This is a genomic window from Motiliproteus sp. SC1-56, assembly GCF_017309075.1.
Classification (GTDB): Bacteria; Pseudomonadota; Gammaproteobacteria; order Pseudomonadales; family Balneatricaceae; genus Motiliproteus.
The window spans coordinates 32,146-49,226 of record NZ_JAEMGS010000006.1; the positions used below are offsets into that span (position 1 = coordinate 32,146).

At 64.1% G+C, this 17,081-nt stretch carries 15 protein-coding genes; 3 read left to right on the forward strand and 12 right to left on the reverse strand.

Features of this window, described 5'->3' with window-relative positions:
• The first annotated feature begins 221 nt into the window (after positions 1-221).
• Positions 222-1,724, forward strand: a complete 1,503-nt coding sequence (nhaB, locus tag JGZ97_RS07970) for a sodium/proton antiporter NhaB (RefSeq protein ID WP_207062090.1) — start codon at positions 222-224, stop codon at positions 1,722-1,724.
• Positions 1,725-1,815: 91 nt separating this feature from the next.
• Here nhaB and dnaQ read toward each other — a convergent pair whose 3' ends face one another.
• Positions 1,816-2,517, reverse strand: coding sequence for a DNA polymerase III subunit epsilon (dnaQ, locus tag JGZ97_RS07975; protein WP_207062091.1), 702 nt, complete (start codon positions 2,515-2,517; stop codon positions 1,816-1,818).
• Between the two features lie 81 nt (positions 2,518-2,598).
• Between dnaQ and rnhA the strand changes: the two genes are divergently transcribed.
• Positions 2,599-3,069, forward strand: a complete 471-nt coding sequence (gene rnhA / locus JGZ97_RS07980) for a ribonuclease HI (RefSeq protein ID WP_242521618.1) — start codon at positions 2,599-2,601, stop codon at positions 3,067-3,069.
• Between the two features lie 92 nt (positions 3,070-3,161).
• Here rnhA and JGZ97_RS07985 read toward each other — a convergent pair whose 3' ends face one another.
• Positions 3,162-4,214: a BamA/TamA family outer membrane protein gene (locus JGZ97_RS07985; protein WP_207062093.1), complete on the reverse strand. Its 1,053-nt coding sequence runs from the start codon at positions 4,212-4,214 to the stop codon at positions 3,162-3,164.
• Positions 4,215-4,305: 91 nt separating this feature from the next.
• Positions 4,306-5,247: a LysR family transcriptional regulator gene (locus tag JGZ97_RS07990; protein WP_207062094.1), complete on the reverse strand. Its 942-nt coding sequence runs from the start codon at positions 5,245-5,247 to the stop codon at positions 4,306-4,308.
• A gap of 312 nt (positions 5,248-5,559) precedes the next feature.
• On the opposite strand from JGZ97_RS07990, the gene JGZ97_RS07995 reads away from it, so the two are divergent.
• Entirely contained in the window at positions 5,560-6,312 is a 753-nt protein-coding gene (locus tag JGZ97_RS07995; protein WP_207062095.1) for a TIGR04219 family outer membrane beta-barrel protein, read from the forward strand.
• A 78-nt stretch (positions 6,313-6,390) separates the two neighbouring features.
• Here the strand turns inward: JGZ97_RS07995 and JGZ97_RS08000 are convergent, their stop codons facing one another.
• The 9 genes from JGZ97_RS08000 to JGZ97_RS08040 all read right to left on the reverse strand — a co-directional run bounded on the left by JGZ97_RS08000 (position 6,391) and on the right by JGZ97_RS08040 (position 17,053).
• Complete coding sequence (locus tag JGZ97_RS08000) at positions 6,391-8,106, reverse strand: hydrogenase maturation protein (RefSeq protein WP_207062096.1); 1,716 nt, start codon at positions 8,104-8,106, stop codon at positions 6,391-6,393.
• A 171-nt stretch (positions 8,107-8,277) separates the two neighbouring features.
• Positions 8,278-9,321 (reverse strand): hydrogenase expression/formation protein HypE, encoded by a 1,044-nt coding sequence (gene hypE / locus JGZ97_RS08005; protein WP_207062097.1) that lies wholly within the window; start codon positions 9,319-9,321, stop codon positions 8,278-8,280.
• Between the two features lie 9 nt (positions 9,322-9,330).
• Entirely contained in the window at positions 9,331-10,485 is a 1,155-nt protein-coding gene (gene hypD, locus JGZ97_RS08010) for a hydrogenase formation protein HypD (protein ID WP_207062098.1), read from the reverse strand.
• A 17-nt stretch (positions 10,486-10,502) separates the two neighbouring features.
• Positions 10,503-10,751 (reverse strand): HypC/HybG/HupF family hydrogenase formation chaperone, encoded by a 249-nt coding sequence (locus JGZ97_RS08015; protein WP_207062099.1) that lies wholly within the window; start codon positions 10,749-10,751, stop codon positions 10,503-10,505.
• Positions 10,752-10,762: 11 nt separating this feature from the next.
• Complete coding sequence (gene hypF, locus JGZ97_RS08020; RefSeq protein WP_207062100.1) at positions 10,763-13,063, reverse strand: carbamoyltransferase HypF; 2,301 nt, start codon at positions 13,061-13,063, stop codon at positions 10,763-10,765.
• Positions 13,064-13,071: 8 nt separating this feature from the next.
• On the reverse strand, positions 13,072-14,574 hold the full coding sequence (locus JGZ97_RS08025) for a sigma-54 dependent transcriptional regulator (RefSeq protein WP_242521619.1): 1,503 nt from the start codon (positions 14,572-14,574) through the stop codon (positions 13,072-13,074).
• A gap of 32 nt (positions 14,575-14,606) precedes the next feature.
• Positions 14,607-15,545 carry a hydrogenase nickel incorporation protein HypB gene (gene hypB, locus JGZ97_RS08030; protein WP_207062101.1) on the reverse strand — a complete coding sequence of 313 codons (939 nt, stop codon included), beginning with the start codon at positions 15,543-15,545 and terminating at the stop codon, positions 14,607-14,609.
• Between the two features lie 70 nt (positions 15,546-15,615).
• Positions 15,616-15,957: a hydrogenase maturation nickel metallochaperone HypA gene (gene hypA / locus JGZ97_RS08035; RefSeq protein ID WP_207062102.1), complete on the reverse strand. Its 342-nt coding sequence runs from the start codon at positions 15,955-15,957 to the stop codon at positions 15,616-15,618.
• On the reverse strand, positions 15,950-17,053 hold the full coding sequence (locus JGZ97_RS08040; RefSeq protein WP_207062103.1) for a hypothetical protein: 1,104 nt from the start codon (positions 17,051-17,053) through the stop codon (positions 15,950-15,952). Before JGZ97_RS08040 ends, hypA begins: the two co-directional genes overlap by 8 nt.
• Positions 17,054-17,081: the final 28 nt, after the last annotated feature.

The following is a 17,081-nucleotide window of genomic DNA, read 5'->3' on the forward strand; positions in this document are numbered from 1 at the left end:
GCCACTTTTATTGCCGTCGGCGTCCCCGCTTCCGCTTAACGGGGGGAGTTGCTATTCTTAGCCGCCGCCGTACAGGGTGCATAACGATAATAACTCCATGCCCCCGCATTCAGAGCCGGTATAACAAAAGCTTAGGAGGCACGAACTGGCCGCTCCAGGCCGGTGCCGTGTGTCCGCGTCAAACACAACCCTTTTTAATTACTCTGATGTAGGAACCGAGAATGACTGGAACCCTCGCACAGTCCTTTTTGCGCAATTTCCTCGGAAATTCGCCAATCTGGTACAAGCAGGCGATCATCGCCTTTCTGATCCTCAACCCGCTGATCCTCTTCATCGCCGGCCCCGTGGTCACCGGCTGGCTGCTGATCTTCGAGTTTATCTTCACCCTGGCCATGGCCCTCAAGTGCTACCCGCTGCAACCGGGCGGCCTGCTGGCCATCGAGGCGGTGGTGATCGGCCTGACCCACCCCGAGCAGATCTACCACGAGGTAGCCGCCAACCTGCCGGTCATCCTGCTGCTGATGTTCATGGTAGCCGGTATCTACTTTATGAAGGGCATGCTGCTCTACGTCTTCACCAAGCTGCTGCTGAACGTGCGCGACAAGGTCAAGCTGGCGCTGCTGTTCTCCTTCATGGGCGCCTTCCTCTCCGCCTTCCTGGACGCGCTGACCGTAACCGCGGTGCTGATCAGCGCCGGTGTCGGTTTCTACTCCGTCTACCACAAGGTCGCTTCCGGCAAGGACTACAGCCTGGACCACGACCACTCCAGCGACGAGCACCTGGGCGAAGACCACCGCACCGAACTCGACCAGTTCCGCGCCTTCCTGCGTAGCCTGCTGATGCACGGCGCCGTCGGCACGGCCCTCGGCGGGGTCTGCACCCTGGTGGGCGAGCCCCAGAACCTGCTGATCGGCGCCAAGATGGAGTGGCACTTCGTCGAGTTCTTCGTACGCACCGCGCCCGTCTCCATGCCGGTACTGATCTGCGGTCTGCTGACCGTGGTATTGCTGGAGAAGAAGAAGCTGTTCGGTTACGGCGCCCAGATTCCCGAGAACGTCTACAAGATACTGCAGGAATTTGACCGCGCCCAGGACGCCAAGCAGACCAAGCGCGACAAGGTCGCCCTTTACGTGCAGTTCGCCGTGGCGCTGTTTTTGATCGTCGGTCTGGCCATGCACCTGGCCGAGGTAGGCATCATCGGCCTCACCGTCATCGTGCTGCTGACCGCCTTCAACGGCATCACCGAGGAGCACCAGATCGGCAAGGCCTTTGAAGAGGCCCTGCCCTTTACCGCGCTGCTGGTGGTGTTCTTCGCCATTGTTTCGGTGATTCACGACCAGCACCTGTTCCAGCCCATCATCGAGGCGGTGCTGGCCATGGACCTGGGCGTGCAGCCGGCCATGTTCTTCATCGCCAACGGTATTCTCTCGGCGATCAGCGACAACGTGTTCGTGGCCACGGTCTACATCAACGAAGTGGCGGCGGCCTACGCCAACGGCGCCATCACCCGCGAGCACTTCGAGCACCTGGCCGTCGCCATCAACACCGGCACCAACCTGCCCTCGGTGGCGACCCCCAACGGTCAGGCAGCTTTCCTGTTCCTGCTGACCTCGGCCATCGCGCCCCTGGTGCGCCTCTCCTACATGCGGATGGTGATCATGGCCCTGCCCTACACCATCGTGCTGAGCCTGGTCGGCCTGCTGGCCGTGGTGGTCGCCCTCTAACGGGCACCGCCAGCGACAACAGCAAAAAAGGCAGCCCTCGGGCTGCCTTTTTCGTTTCTGCGCCTCAGCGCGGGTAACGCGGTGGACCGTCTCAGCCCGCCCGCCAGACGCTGCCGCCGCTTTTCTTATCGATGCGATCGAGCATGGCCTCGTGCTCGGCCAGCTCCTCGGCGCTGGCACGCACCACGGCCAGGTCATACTGCCCCGGCGCCACCCGCTGTATGTCGCTGACCGCCACCTTGCCGTCGGCGCCGTGCCCCAGGGAGAGATCGGTCTGGCCGCCGGTGAGAAAGAGGTAGACGTCGGCGAGGATCTCCGAGTCCAGCAAGGCCCCGTGCAGTTCACGGTTGGAGTTGTCCACGCCGTAGCGTTTGCACAGGGCGTCCAGGCTATTCTTGGCGCCGGGGTGCTTTTGCCGGGCAAAGGTAAGGGTGTCGAACACCGTGCAGATCTGGTCCAGGGTACCGAACCGGGGGCCGGCCAAGTTGAACTCGTGGTTGATAAAGCCCACGTCGAAGGGGGCGTTGTGAATGATCAGCTCGGCGCCACGGATAAACTCGATGAACTCGTCGACGATTTCGGTAAAGCGGGGTTTGTCGGCGAGGTATTCGTTGGTGATGCCGTGCACCGAGATGGCTTCTGCCTCCACCTCCCGGTCAGGGTTGATGTACTGGTGGTAGGTACGCCCGGTGAGCTTGCGGCCCACCATCTCAACACAGCCGATTTCGATAATACGGTGGCCCTGGGAGGGTTCGATACCGGTGGTCTCGGTATCCAGAACAATCTGTCGCATGGAGCGGGTCCGGGTTGCTGCTACACAAAGGCGTATCTTAACACTACAATGGCGCTCGCGTTATTTCCCGAGGAGTCCATTTTGAGCACCAACAAAACCGTGCGGGCCTACACAGACGGCTCCTGTCTTGGCAACCCCGGTCCCGGCGGTTACGGCGTGCTGCTGCTCTACAAGGGGCACCGCAAGGAGCTGAGCCAGGGCTTTGCCCGCACCACCAACAACCGCATGGAGCTGCTGGCGGCCATCGAGGCGCTGGCGCTGCTGAACGAGCCTTGCCACGTGGTGCTCACCACCGACAGCCAGTACGTGCGCCAGGGCATTACCCAGTGGATCAGCGGCTGGAAGCGCAAGGGCTGGAAAACCGCCAGCAAGGCGCCGGTCAAAAACGTGGACCTCTGGAAGCGTCTCGACGAGCTGGCGCAGAAGCACCAGGTGGAGTGGCACTGGGTCAAGGGCCACAGTGGCCACCCCGAGAACGAGCGGGTGGATGACCTGGCCCGCGCCGCGGCCGAAGGCAAGGATCTGCTGGAAGACGCGGGCTTTGCCGGCTGAACGGGACGAAAGTGAAGGTTTTCTATCGCCCCCCGCCCCGCCAGCTCAGCCCGGTAAATTTAGCGGAGCTTGGCCCCGGCCCGCAGTCCCGCTCAGAACGCGTGCCCCAGCTTCAGGTAGAACGCGGAGTTGTCCTTCTCCCCCAGCGCGTATTCCGCCTTGATGACAAAGCCTGCCGCCGGCTTGACCAGGTAGGTGACGCCCCCTCCCCCGGCGGCGTAGCGATCCCCACCGGCACGGCAATCCGATAGCGACTCATAGAGGCAGGCCAGCCCCGCAAAGAACGTCATCCCCCAGCGCCCCTGTAGCTGAATGCGGGCCTCCATGTCCACGTGGGTGTACTGTTTCGCTAGGTAGTTGCCCCGGGTGTATCCGCGCAACTGCAGCGACGAGTAACCGCTCTGGGGCGCGCCCTCGGTCCAGCGCCCGGCCACCTGCACCCCGACCACGTGCGCCTGGCCCAAGGCCGTGAACCAGCGGTAGTCGCCCTGGATCACATCAAAGGAGTCGTCCCCGCCCAACGCTTCCCGGTAAGCGATGTTGTTGAGCATAAAGTAGTGGCCGCGGGTGGTACTGCGGGTGTTATCCCGGTTGTCGTACTCGAGCGCCAGTCCGACGCCGTTGGCATCGAACCCGGTCAGGCCGACCTGCTGGGCCACTTCGTCGCTTAACCCGTCGATACCGATGGCGTAATTGGAGGACGCCGCCTGCACCCCGAGGTACCAGAGGGGCTTGAAGCGTCGGGAGTAGCGGACAAACACCCCCTTAAGGTGGTCCTCCGTGTCCACCGTGGCGCCGCTGCCCAGGTAGTCGTCGTACTCGTTATTGATGTAGCCGCCGACCACGATGCCGCGAAACTTATGACGGTTCCCGCCCCAGTACAGGTCCGAGAACAGGCCGGCGGTGTAGGAGTGGGTGTCACTGTAATTAGCGAAACCGCCCACCATGGAGACATTCGACAGGGGATCAAACTGTTTCAGGTAGCCGGCCATGACGCCGGCCTTGAAGCCTAGCTTGGGATCGTTACTGAGGGTAGGCACCAACAGCCAGGGGGACTCCTGGGCGCGGGCGCCGAAAGAAAACGATAGCGACAGGGAAACTAGAAGCAGGCTGGTAAAAAACCGTGATGGCGCTGCAGTCCGCATGGGCTTTTCCTGGACGGGGCTCGACCCAGGAAAGCTTAGGCCATTCCACCGCTGGCTTCCGTTTAACCAGCCGCTGGGAACAAGCGGTGGCCTAGGCGCCGACCTCGGCCGCGCCCAGGAAGCGGTTGCAGATCAGCTCCTTTACCGTTTCCCGGTGGGTCACCACGTGATCGAGGAAGGCCTGGGCCGCCGGTGACAGTTTTTTCTCCTGGTGGTGCACGAAGCACCAGGTCCAGATAATCGGAAACGACGCCACGTCCAGCTCCTTCAGACACCCCGTCGCCAGCTCCAGGGCGACGCTGTGACGGGACAGGATAGAGAGCCCAAGCCCCGCCATCACCCCCTGCTTGATGGTTTCGCTGCTGCCCAGCTCCATGGTACGGCTCAGCTCCACCCCGTTGTTGCGCAAGTGATCCTCGATCGCCTTGCGCGAGCCCGAGCCCTGCTCGCGCATCAGGAAGCTCTCCTCGGCCAGGGCCTCGATGGGGATGCGCTTTTGCCCGACCAGCGGATGCCCGGGCGGGGCGATGGCGATCATGGGGTTATCCAGGATCGGATAACTGCACAGTTTCATGTCGTCGGGGACCTGGGCCATCAGTGCCAGGTCGTCCTCGTTGTTGATCAGCCGACGCAGAATCTGGTCACGGTTGGTTACCATCAGGCTCATCTGCACTTCCGGGTACTGGCGGTGGAACTCTCCCAGGAGGTGCGGGGCGAAATACTTGGCACTGGTCACGCAGGCGATCCGCAGGCTGCCCTGCATCACGCCCTTCATCTGGGTCAGGGCCATCTCCAGGTTTTCAAGACGGGAGAAAATATCACCGCAGGCCCGTTTCAGCTCCTCCCCGGCCTGGGTCAGAAAAAGCTTTTTACCCACGTGCTCAAACAGCGGCAGCCCGATATGCTCTTCCAGCTGCTTGATCTGAATACTCACCGCCGGCTGGGTCAGGCACATGGATTCCGCCGCCTTGGTGAAACTCATGTGACGGGTGACGCAATCAAATACCGACAGCTGGCGCAGGGTCATTTTCATTATTTTATATCCAGGCACTCAGGGTCGACGGGCCCTACTCCCGTGCAGCGACTCACAACGCCGACCCCGCTCTAGGCAAAACAGGCTAGAGTGTAACGAAAGCCCCCCGTGACATGAAGCTTTATACCCGCCAGCCGGAATCCGATCTCGCAGCCCCCCGGGTGGCCTAACCCTGCGCTGGATCAGACCTCAACGCCTTTGTGGCTTTCCTTGCTTACCCTTTGGCGTTACTCTTCCGGCGACAGGGGCGTTGATCCAAGGCGCGGGCCGGCGGAACGACGGCAACCACAGACCAGTTGAAGGAAAGCTCTTATGAAAGCATGGAAAACACTCAGCCTGTGCCCGTTAATGGCGGCAATGGCGCTTCCCGTCCAGGCAGATACCCTGCTGGGCATTCGGATCGGCGGCCAGTACTGGAACATGGACGGCGACGGCACCCTCGGCAACGCCGACGACTCCTCGCGGGCAGATTTTGATTTCGACCGCGAAGGCCAGGGCACCTACTACGTCTCCCTGGAGCATTTCATCCCCCTGCTGCCCAACGTCAAGGTCAAGCACACGGAGCTGGAAACCAACGGCAGCGACACCGTCTCGAACTTTGACTTCGAGGGGTTCACCTTCGACGGCCGGGTCAACAGCGACGTCGACTTCAGCCATACCGATCTGATCCTCTATTACGAGCTGCTCGACAACTGGGTGAGCCTGGACCTGGGTCTGAACATCATGCAGATAGACGGCTCCGTGAGTGTCACCGAGGTCGATACCGCGACCACCGAACGGGTCGACTTCGACGGCTACCTGCCCACCCTGTACGTGGCGGTCGAAGGGCAACTGCCCTTCACCGGGTTCAGCATTGCCGGTGAAGTCAGCGGCCTGGCCGGCGGCGGCCACCAGTTCTACGATGCCCAGGCGCAGCTGCAGTACAAGGTGATCGATAACATTGCGTTCGACATCGAACTCCAGGCCGGCTACCGCCAGACCCGCCTGAAGCTGGACGACATCGACGACCTGGACACCGATATCGAGTTCTCCGGCCCCTTCGCCGGCATCCAGATCCACTTCTAAGCAGTATCGCTTAGCCACGAAGTGGCGGCCCCGCCGGGGCCGCCGCACTCTCTCCCCTTAGACCCCCTTTCCTCACTATCAGCTCGCTTGCAGTCGCCGATGCCTTGCCAGATACACCGGGGTGCGGGCCTTGGGCAGCTTCTCCACGAAGTGGTAACGGGCCACATGGTAACTGGGATCGAAGCCGTAGAAGTTGAGTTTCATTCGCTCCAGTTCCTCTTCCCGGTATTCCTCCAGGGGCTTTTCGGCCTCATCCTGCGCACGGCGCAGGCGTTTGCCTTCCAGCCGCTCGCCCAGGGTCGAGCATTCCGCCAGGGTCCGGGCTTCCATCTCCACCAGCGCCTCGAACTCAGTCAAAGTTTCGCCGAAGCAGCCGTCGATCAGCCCCAGTTCGCTTGCCTCCGGGGCACCCAGGGGCAGGCGATTTTCGGTCAGAGCCTTGGCCCGCACCTCACCCACCCGCTTGGGCAGCAGGTAGCTCCAGTACTCCGAGCCGTAGAGGTTGCCCATGGACTTGTAGTGGGGGTTCAGCACCACACCTTCCCGGGCCAGCACCCGGTCCGCAGCCAGCGCCATGAACACGCCGCCCGCGCCGGCGTTGCCCCGCAGGGCGGCAATCACGTACAGGCTTGGGGTCTCGATCAACTCGCGACACAAGTCGTTCATGGCGTTGATGTTGCGCCAGGACTCATCGGCCGGGCTTGATGCCGCTTCGATGCGGTTGAGGTGAATGCCGTTGGACCAGAAATCCGCCCCGCCCCAGAGCACCAGCACCCGAATCTGCCGCTGCTTGGCCTCGGCCACCGCCCGGCGCAACCGCTCGCACTGCTCGCTGTCCATGGCGCCGTTGTAAAAGTCGAAGTAGAGGTGGCCAACCCCATTCCGTTCCCGGTAACTGAGCTCCTGCCAGGTGGCGCCGGCGGGCTCGACCGTGGGCAGCAACCGATGCTCGGGCAGGTGCTCGGCCAGCGGCCCCAGTACCTGTGTGGCGGGCAGCTTGAAGGCGGGTTCACCCTCGGCGGGTTCAGCGGCACGCAGGTGGGTGATCCAGACCGCCCCGTCCACGGTGGCGCGGCACACCGCGCCGTCGCGACGGGCCAGCAACTCGCCGGGCGCGCCGCTAAGCTGGCTCTCCGGGTGGGCGTTGTAGAGATAACAGGCTTTTCCGCCGATGCAGTCGCGCACCCCGGGCACCCCGTCACCGGCGCGAATTTTTCGGAGCACCGTGGCGGTATCATCCGCCGCCCAGTCAACGGCCCGGTCCGCCTGGGTCATCAGGCAGTGCCAGCGCCCCTGGACGTCAGGCCGGTCATAGTCCAGGGGTTCTGGCCGGCAGTCCCCCTGCTCAATACGTTCGATGGTCAGCAGAATGCCTTGCAGCGCCGCCTCGGTCACCTCGTTCCGGTAGAGGCTGCTCTTGGCGGCCGCGCGCATCGGGAATTCGACGCTGGCCCAGATATCCCCCGCGTCCATCTCGGCGTCGGCCTGGAGGCAGGTCACCCCCCAGGTGGTCTCACAGCGCAGGATCGCCCAGTCCAGTGACGAGGGCCCCCGGTCGCCCTTGATCCCGGGGTGAACGATGATGCAGCGGTGGTTGCGCCAGATCGACTCGGGGATCGCCCGCTTCAGAAACGGGGCAACGATCAGCTCCGGCTGAAACAGCGCCACCGCCTGCTCGGCCACGGCATCGTTGATGTCGAACTCGATGGAGAGGGCGTGTCCGCGCCGGGCCAGCTCCACGTACAGGCGCTGGCTGAGGGAATTAAAGGCGTGAGTCAGAAAGAGTATGCGCATATTTTCCGTTGATCATTTAACCGCGTGTTAGAGGTTCCGGTCCTGGGCATTGAGCGCGAGAATAGTTGTGCCAGGGCTAGGCGGAAGTGCGCCTGAAAAGCGGAGCGTACTGCAGTACGTGGGCATTTTCAGGGGCGCTTCCAACGACGGGATGGCGCAAATAGACCGCGCTCAACAGATGCGGGGAAGCTGCTCGCCATTGATGTAATCCACCATCCGCGTTCCCCCGAAGGCGGTCTCCATCTGCACGAAGCCGTGGGCGTCCTCGATCACCTCGCCGATGATCGCCGCCTCCCGCCCCTTGGGGTGCTCCCGCATCACCGCCAGCAGCGCTTCGGCCTGCGCCGGCGGACAGAACGCCACCAGCTTGCCTTCGTTGGCGACGTAGAGGGGATCGAGGCCCAGGAACTCACAGGCCGCCTGAACCTGGGGTCGCACCGGCAGAACCGCCTCCTGGATGCACATGCCCGCGCCGCACTGGCCGGCGATCTCGTTGAGGGTGGTGGCGAGTCCGCCCCGGGTCGGATCGCGCAGGCAGTGAATCTCCGGCACCGCCGCCACCATGGCCGCGACCAGATCGTGCAGGCCCTGGCTGTCGGATTCGATGGTGGTCTCGAAGCTGAGGCTCTCCCGCAGCGACATGATGGCCACCCCGTGATCTCCAAGAGTGCCCGAAACCAGGATCTTGTCCCCCACCCGCACCTGGTCGCCACCGAGGTTCAGCCCTGCGGGCACCACCCCGACGCCGGTGGTGTTGATAAAGCAGCCGTCGCCCTTGCCCTTTTCCACCACCTTGGTATCCCCGGTGACGATCGGCACCCCGGCCTCCCGGGCGGCGGCGGCCATGGAATCGACGATACGCGCCAGGTCCGCCAGGGGAAAGCCCTCCTCGAGAATAAAGCCCGCGGAGAGGTAACAGGGGCGTGCCCCGGCCATGGCCACGTCGTTGACCGTGCCGTGCACGGAGAGACTGCCGATGTCACCGCCGGGAAAGAACAGCGGCGCGATCACGTGGCTGTCGGTGGCCATCACCACCCGCCCCGGCGGCAGCGAGAAGGCGGCCTGGTCGTTCATGGCGTTGAGACAGGAGTTGTCAAAGGCGGCGACGAACAGCTCGTCGATCAATTGCGCCATGGCCTTGCCGCCGGCGCCGTGGATCATCTCCACCCGGCCCTGTTTCAAGTCGAGTTGACTGCTGTAGTTACGTCGTTTCATGAATCACTCTTATCGGTCGGCATCGGTGGCGATGGTCTGTCCTTCATCGCGGTAGCGGCCGTAACTGTAGTGCGCGGCGCAGGCCCCTTCGCTGGATACCATGCATGACCCCAGGGGGGTCTCCGGGGTGCACTGCTTGCCGAACAACTTGCAGTCCCGCGGCGTCTTGACGCCCCGCAGGATGGCGCCGCACTCGCAAGCCTTGTTCTCCCGCGCGCTGCGCCGGGTCAGGGTAAAGCGCTTCTCGGCGTCAAAGTCGGCATAGGCCTGCTTGATCCGCAGGGCGCTGTAGGGGACCTGACCCAACCCACGCCATTCGAACACCCGGCGCAGCTCGAAGATCTCCGCCACCATCGCCTTGGCCTTCTGGTTTCCCTGTTCAGTCACGGCGCGGGAAAACTCGTTCTCAACCTCCGCCCGCCCCTCGTTAAGCTGGCGCACCAGCATGCGAATGGCCTGGAGGACGTCCAGCGGCTCAAAGCCTGCGATGACCACCGGCTTCTGGTACTCCTCGGCGAAATAGTGGTACGGCTGGCTGCCGATCACGGTGCTGACGTGGGCCGGGCCGATAAAACCGTCCAGGGGAAGAATACCCAGCTCGCGCACCTCCGGGGACTCGAGAATGTTGCTGATCGCCGCCGGGGTAAGCACGTGGTTGCAGAAGACGCTGAAGTTTTTCAGCCCCAGCTTCTGGGCCTGTTTGATCACCAGCGCGGTGGGCGGCGTGGTGGTTTCAAAGCCGATGGCGAAGAACACCACCTCCCGGTCGGGATGCTGCTGGGCGAGTTTCAGCGCGTCGCTGCAGGAGTAGACCATGCGCACGTCCGCCCCCTGGGCCTTGGCCTTGAGCAGGCTCTGCTTGCGCGAGCCGGGCACCCGCATCATATCGCCGTAGGAGCAGAGGATAACCCCGTGCTCGACCGCCAGTTCGATGGCCGCATCCAGGCGGTCGATGGGCAGCACGCACACCGGACAGCCCGGGCCGTGGATCATCCTGACGTTGTCCGGCAGCAGGTCGGGAATGCCGTAGCGAAAGATGGCGTGGGTGTGACCGCCACAGAACTCCATCAGGCTGTAGGTACGGCCGGGGTCGGCCTCGCGTCGAATCTGGGCCGCGATCTCCCGGGCCAGCTGGCCGTCGCGGAACTCGTCAACGTACTTCATCAATCAGCTCCGTGCGCTCAAAGGGCGGCATCCAACGCTTCACGGCGGGCGTGCTCATCCAGCTCGGCAAACAGGGCCAGGGTTTTCTCGGCCTCTTCAGGATCAATCTTGTTGAGCGCGTAGCCCACGTGAAGGATCACGTAGTCCCCCACCGCCAAGTCATCGATCAGGGCGACATTGATCTCCTTGCGCACCCCGCCGATATCGGCCAGCGCCGTCTCGTCGTCCAGGAGCTGTTCGATCCGCACCGGAATTGCCAGACACATGAATTACAACCTCAATCTGTGTTCAGTGCGACCCAGGCCTGCCCCAGGCTGAGTCCGCCGTCGTTACAGGGTATTTGCTCAGCCCTGAGCACCCTCAAGCCCTGCTGCCCCAGGTGCTGGCTGAGGCCGTTGCTGAGCAGCGCGTTGAGAAAACAGCCGCCCCCCAGCACCAGGGTGTCGAGCCCGCTTGCCCGACGATGCCGCACCAGCCAGGCCGCCAGCCCGCGCACCAGTTGGTCGTGAAACAGGGCGGCGCCATAACCCGCCCGTTCCGGCCCCAGTTCCAGCAGTCGCGCCAGCAGGCCCCACGTATCCAGCCCACCGTCGTCGGTGAGCCTGATCAGCAGCGGCTCAGGTGAGACCTCCCCCTGGGCCTCGGCCAGCGCCTCGAGCATCATAGCCGGCTGGGCCTCGAAGCGCGCCTCCTCTTTCACCCCGAGAAGCGCCGCCGCCGCATCGAACAGGCGGCCGGCGCTGGTGGTCTCGGGGCAGTTCAGGTTGCGCGCCAACATCTGGGTCAGGATACCCGCCCCGTCCCGTTCGGCAAAGCGCGCTTCAATTTCACGGCTGCGCCCCAGGCGGTGCAGCACCCCGGCGGCAATTCGCCAGGGCTCCCGGGCGGCCCGGTCCCCCCCGGGTAAAGGCAGCGCACTGAGGTGGCCCAGGCGCTTAAATCCCCGGCTATCCACCCGCAACAGCTCCCCCCCCCAGAGACGCCCGTCGTCTCCCAGCCCCAGCCCGTCCAGTGCCAACCCCAGCACCGGTGCCTCGATGCGGTGCTCGGCAACCACCGCGGCGATATGGGCATGGTGATGCTGAACCTCGATCAGCGGCAACCGGCGCTCAGCGGCATACTCCCGGGCGAAGCGGCTGGAGAAAAAGTCCGGGTGGCGGTCCATGGCGACGCGCTCTGGCTCGATCTCCAGCAGCTCGCACAGGTGAGCCAGGGTATCGGTCAGTGCGCGGCAGTTGCGCGGGTTGTCCAGGTCGCCGATATGCTGGGAGACGTAGGCCCGGGAACCCTTGGTCAGGCACAGGGTGTTCTTAAACAAGCCTCCCACCGCCAGGGTGGAGGGGCCGGAACGGCCCAGGTGAATAACTTGCGGGGCCATGCCCCGGCCACGCCGCACCAGCGCCGGGGGGCGATGGCCGGCGTGGACCACCGAGTCATCGCAGCGAATGCGTATGTCCCGGTCGTGCAGCAAAAAACCGTCCACCAGCCCTTGAAGGCGGATCAGGGCTTCCTGGTTATCGGTCACCAGCGGCTCTCCGCTGGGGTTGGCGCTGGTCATCACCAGCAGCAACGCTTGCGGCTCCGCCAGCCAGGCGGTTCCGGCGGGTTGCCCCGCCGCCTGGTGGAACAACAGGTAGTGCAAGGGCGCGTGGGGCAGCATCACCCCGTAGCGGGACAGCCCCGGCGCCACACCGGTCAGCGCTCGACCGGGGCGCGCCGGGCAGAGAACGATCGGTGCGACCGCGCTTTCAAGGTGATCGATCGCGGGGGCGTCCAGGGTCACAACCTCTGCCAAAGAAGCCCGATTGGCACCCATGACGGCAAAGGGTTTCTCGTCCCGCCGTTTGCGGGTTCGCAGCCGCGCCACGGCGTCAGAATTGCGGGCATCACACACCAGGTGAAAGCCACCCACCCCCTTGATGGCCAGGATGTCCCCCGCCTGCAGGCGGTTAAGCGCCTCCACCAGCGGGTCCGACACTTCCAGCGCCTGCCCGGCCTCGTCGTGCAGGCTCAGTTGCGGACCGCAGTCGGGGCAGGCGGTGGGCTGGGCATGAAAACGGCGATCGCCGGGGGTTCGGTACTCGTCGCTACAGTGCAAGCAGAGGCTAAAGGCCGCCATGGTGGTGCGGCAACGGTCGTAAGGCAGCCCCGTGATCAGGCTGTAGCGGGGACCGCAGTTGGTGCAGTTGATAAAGGGGTAGCGGTAGCGACGGTCTTGAGGGTCGAAAAGCTCCGCCAGGCAGTCTTCACAAACCGCAGCATCGGGCGCAACCCCTACCGCCACCTCGCCGCCGCCACTGCCGAGAATACGAAAGCCGTCGCCGGCGAGCGGAGAGCTGAGAGGGGCGCGGTGAATGGCTTCGATCCGCGCCAGGGGCGGGGCCTCTTCGCGCAGGGCCCGCTCAAAACGCTCCAGCAGGGCCTCGGCACCGAACAGGTCGATGCGCACACCGCCGGCATCATTGCTGACCTGCCCGGACAGTCCCAGGCGCCGGGCCAGGTTGTAGACGAAGGGGCGAAACCCCACCCCCTGAACCTGCCCCGTGACCCGCAGGTGGCGTCCCTGGAGCTGATCCATAGCCTGGCTCACCCGCCGCGTTTTCCCTTGGCCGCGGCATCCTGGCCGTTCTTTTCCAGTCCGTAGCGCTCCAGCTTGTTACGCAGCCCCACCCGGGAAAGCCCCAGCTCTTCGGCGGCGTGGCTCTTGTTCCAGCGGTGACGGATCAGCGCTTCACGCAGGATTGAGGCTTCCAGCAGCTCCACCCGCTCCTTGAGGGTTCCGCGCAGCCCGGCGATGCTCTCCCATTCCCGGGCGTCCGCGCCTTGCGCGGCGCAACTCACCCCGCGAATAATATGGGACGAGATCAGCTCGGCCCCCAGCAGCGGCTCGCGAGAAAAGACCAGCATACGCTGCACCTCGTTCTGGAGCTCACGCACGTTGCCGGGCCAGTCGTATTCGCACAGACAGCTCAGGGCTTCCTCGGTAAACCCTTCCACGGACTTGCCGAAGGTCTCCACCGCCTGGTGGAGGATCGTCTCGGCCAGGCTCGGAATATCCATGGGACGCTCACGCAGGGGGGGCAGCTCCAGGGTGACCTGGGCCAGGCGGTAGTAGAGGTCCTGGCGAAAGCGCCCGGCCCTAACCTCCTCCTGCAGATCTCGGTTGGTGGCGGCCACCACCCGCACGTCGACACGGCGTTTCTGATCAGACCCCAGCGGGCGGATCTCCCCTTCCTGCAAGACCCGCAGCAGCTTGACCTGGAAAGCCGGCGAGATCTCGCCGATCTCGTCCAGAAAGATGGTGCCCCCGTGGGCCTGTTCGAACAGCCCCACGTGGTCGGAAATGGCGCCGGTAAACGCCCCCTTGCGGTGGCCGAAGAGCTCGCTCGAGAGCAGTTCATCGTGCATGGCGCCGCAGTTTTCAGAGACGAAAGGCTTTTCGGACCGGGCCGAGCTGTAGTGCAGCGCCCGGGCGAACAGCTCTTTGCCCGTGCCTGACTCACCGGTGATCAAAAGCGAGATGTCGTAGGGGGCGATGCGGCTGAGCTGGGCGCAGGCTTCATTCAACGGGCTGGTTTCGGTGCGCCGAATCCGTTCCAGTTGAAAGTTCTCTTTGAGCACGCTGCGCTTACGCTTGAGCTGTTTACGAACGCTAGGCGCGGTCACCTTCATCTCGGTGCTCAGCAGTCCGCTCTCGTTCTGCAAGCGGTAGAGCTGGGCGGCATTGCGCACCGTCATCAGCAGCTCGTCAGGATGCCAGGGCTTGGTGATGTACTGGTAAATGCCCCCTTCGTTGATACCCTGGATGATGCCCTCGGCGTCGGTGTAGCCGGAGATGATGATCCGCCAGACCTGGGGCCAGCGGGCCCGGACCCGGGTCAGGAACTCCACGCCGGTGACGCCGGGCATGCGCTGATCACAGAGAATCACCTGCACCGGGTGTTCGGTAAGCAGGCGTTCGGCCTCATCCACGGAGCCGGCACAGAGGACGTCGAACTCCTCGTCCAGCGTCCGGTTCATGGTTTCCAGTGAGCGGGCTTCGTCGTCCACCAGCAGCACGCAGGGGCGTTCGCCTGTATTCAGCGGCATGACGCTACCCCCTCCGTGCGCATCGCGTGTCTTCACCCTTTACCCAGAGTGCGCTTGAGGCTGGCCACCTGGGACTCCAGGGCATCAAGTTTGGCTTGCAGCAGCGCCTGCTGCCGTTGCTCGATCCACGCGTACCACCCCTGCATGCCTTCGCCGGTGCGGGCCGAGAGCTGCAGAACCTGGATCTCGGGGTTGACCCGGCGGGCATATTCAATGCACTGCGCCACGTCGAAATCGAGGTACGGGAGCAGATCCACCTTGTTCAGGATCATCAGATCCGCGGCGTGAAACATGTCCGGGTACTTGAGCGGCTTGTCCTCGCCCTCGGTCACCGACAGGATCGCCACCTTGTGAGCTTCGCCCAAGTCAAAGGCCGCCGGACAGACCAGGTTCCCCACGTTCTCGATAAAGAGCACCCCCTGCTCGCCCAGGTCAAACTGCTCCAGGGCATGGCCCACCATGTGGGCATCCAGGTGACAGCCCTTGCCGGTGTTGATCTGCACCGCCTTGGCCCCGGTGGCGCGGATTCGATCGGCGTCGTTGGCGGTCTGCTGGTCCCCCTCGATCACGCCGCAAGTGAACGTCTTGCCGATATCCTCGATGGTGCGGGTCAGCAGCGTGGTCTTACCCGAACCGGGGCTGGAGACCAGGTTAAGGGCCAGCAGGTTCTGCTCGGCCAGCTTTTCGCGGTTGGCCGCGGCGTAACGGTCGTTCTTGCTGAGGATATCCTGCTCGATCTGCACCATTCGACGCTGACTGAGGCCGGGAGCGTGGGCGCCCGCAGCACCGCGTCCGTAGTGGAGATCCCCCTTGGCGTCAGGCGCGTGGCTGTGGCTTTGGCTGTGGCTATGCGCGTGATCATGCGCGTGGCTATGAGTATGGTCATGATCGTGCGCGTGGGCATGGCCATGGTGTAGGTCGTGGCCTTCGATTTGTGTGTTACCGCTGGCGCAGCCGCAGGTGGTGCACATGGGCGATCTCCCCTAAAACTGTTCTTACTGTCAGTACATCGAAATAGCGCTCCCCGATCGGGCTGCTTCGCTATTCCACTTCTAACTCTTTTACCCGCATCTCGTCACCCGCCACCATCTGGACCTGGTAGCCGTTACAGTGGGGACAGGGGTCGTAGCGGGCCTGGTACTCGAACTGCTTGCCGCACTCGTGGCACCAGCCGGTGCCGGGTATCTCGATGATCTCCAGTTCGGCGTCCTGGGCGATGGAGCCCTTGCAGACCGCCTCGAAGCAAAAGCGCATGGCTTCGGCCTCGACATGGGAGAGGCGGCCGATCTCCAGCCACACTTTTTTCACCCGGCTGAAGCCCTGGGCGACGGCACTCTCTTCCAGCACCTGGATTACCCCCTCGGCGAGGGACATCTCATGCATGCTTCACCTCAAATTCATGACTGACGCAGGGGTCCAGGGACAGCACCTGCCAGGCCACCCACGCCTGCAACTGTTCGGGGGGCGCTGCCAGCCAGCTCTCCAGCCCCTGAAAAAGCGCCCCCCGGGGGTGAAAGTTCCACTCGGTCGGCGCCAGAATACGGTAATCCTCCACCCGGCCCTGGCCAATCGCCTCCCGGTGAAGCAGCAGCCCGCGGGCCGTTCGCACCCAGCCGAGTGCAGCCCCGGACTCCAAGACCTGAGCGCCGCACAGCCCGGACAGATCGTTTTCATCAAGACGCCGATAGAGCTCCAGCGTATCCAACAGACGGGCCACCAGCCGCGTAGTCGGTAACTGCGCCCCGCTGTCGAGGCGGAAGCGAATCCAGGGGTGGTGCTGTTGATAGCTAAGGGCTCCCGTCTCCATGCAGACCCCATCCCATCGGGGCTCGCGGACAAAACCCTTCTCCGTCATCCACTGCCCCAGTGCCTGCAGCTGGGCCACCTCCGGCGAATCGGGCATCAGCACCGGCGACCCGGTTCCGGGCAACCCCGCCAGGCGTCGCTCGGCTTCACGCAGGCGCACTGCCAGGGGCGCCGGGTGATGCCGCAGCCACTCCTCCAGCGCCGCGGCCGACTGCGACCGCCAGCGCGCAGCCCCCATTCCCAGCAACTCCCGGCTCAACAAGGCCGCAAGTGCATCCAGAATCTGGCGACGAATCGCCGGCGCCTGCTGACTGAAACCACGCAGCTGCCGGTGCAACGGCGCATAGGCGGCCATCTCCGGCTCCTGTCCCAGCAGGCGGGGCAAGTCCACCAGAAAACGCCACAGGTACGCTTGCAGCGCTTCGCACAGGGCGCCTTCCTGCGCCTCCCTTGATGGCTGCGCGCAGGCCTCAAGCGCCGAGCAGGCAAGCCTTGCCGCGAGCCCCTGGGCTTGGCCACAGAGGTTGAAAAGCGCCGGGATACGGTCAATCACCGCGTCGGCAGGCAACCCTTCAAAAAGCCGGGTCACTTCCCCGGGCCGGCTGGAGCGGATCTGGACCGGTGCATCGCTGCCCGGATCCAGCTGAATATGGATCTTTCCCTCGATACTCAATCCCGGGCTCCCGTCGCCGTCGCTACCA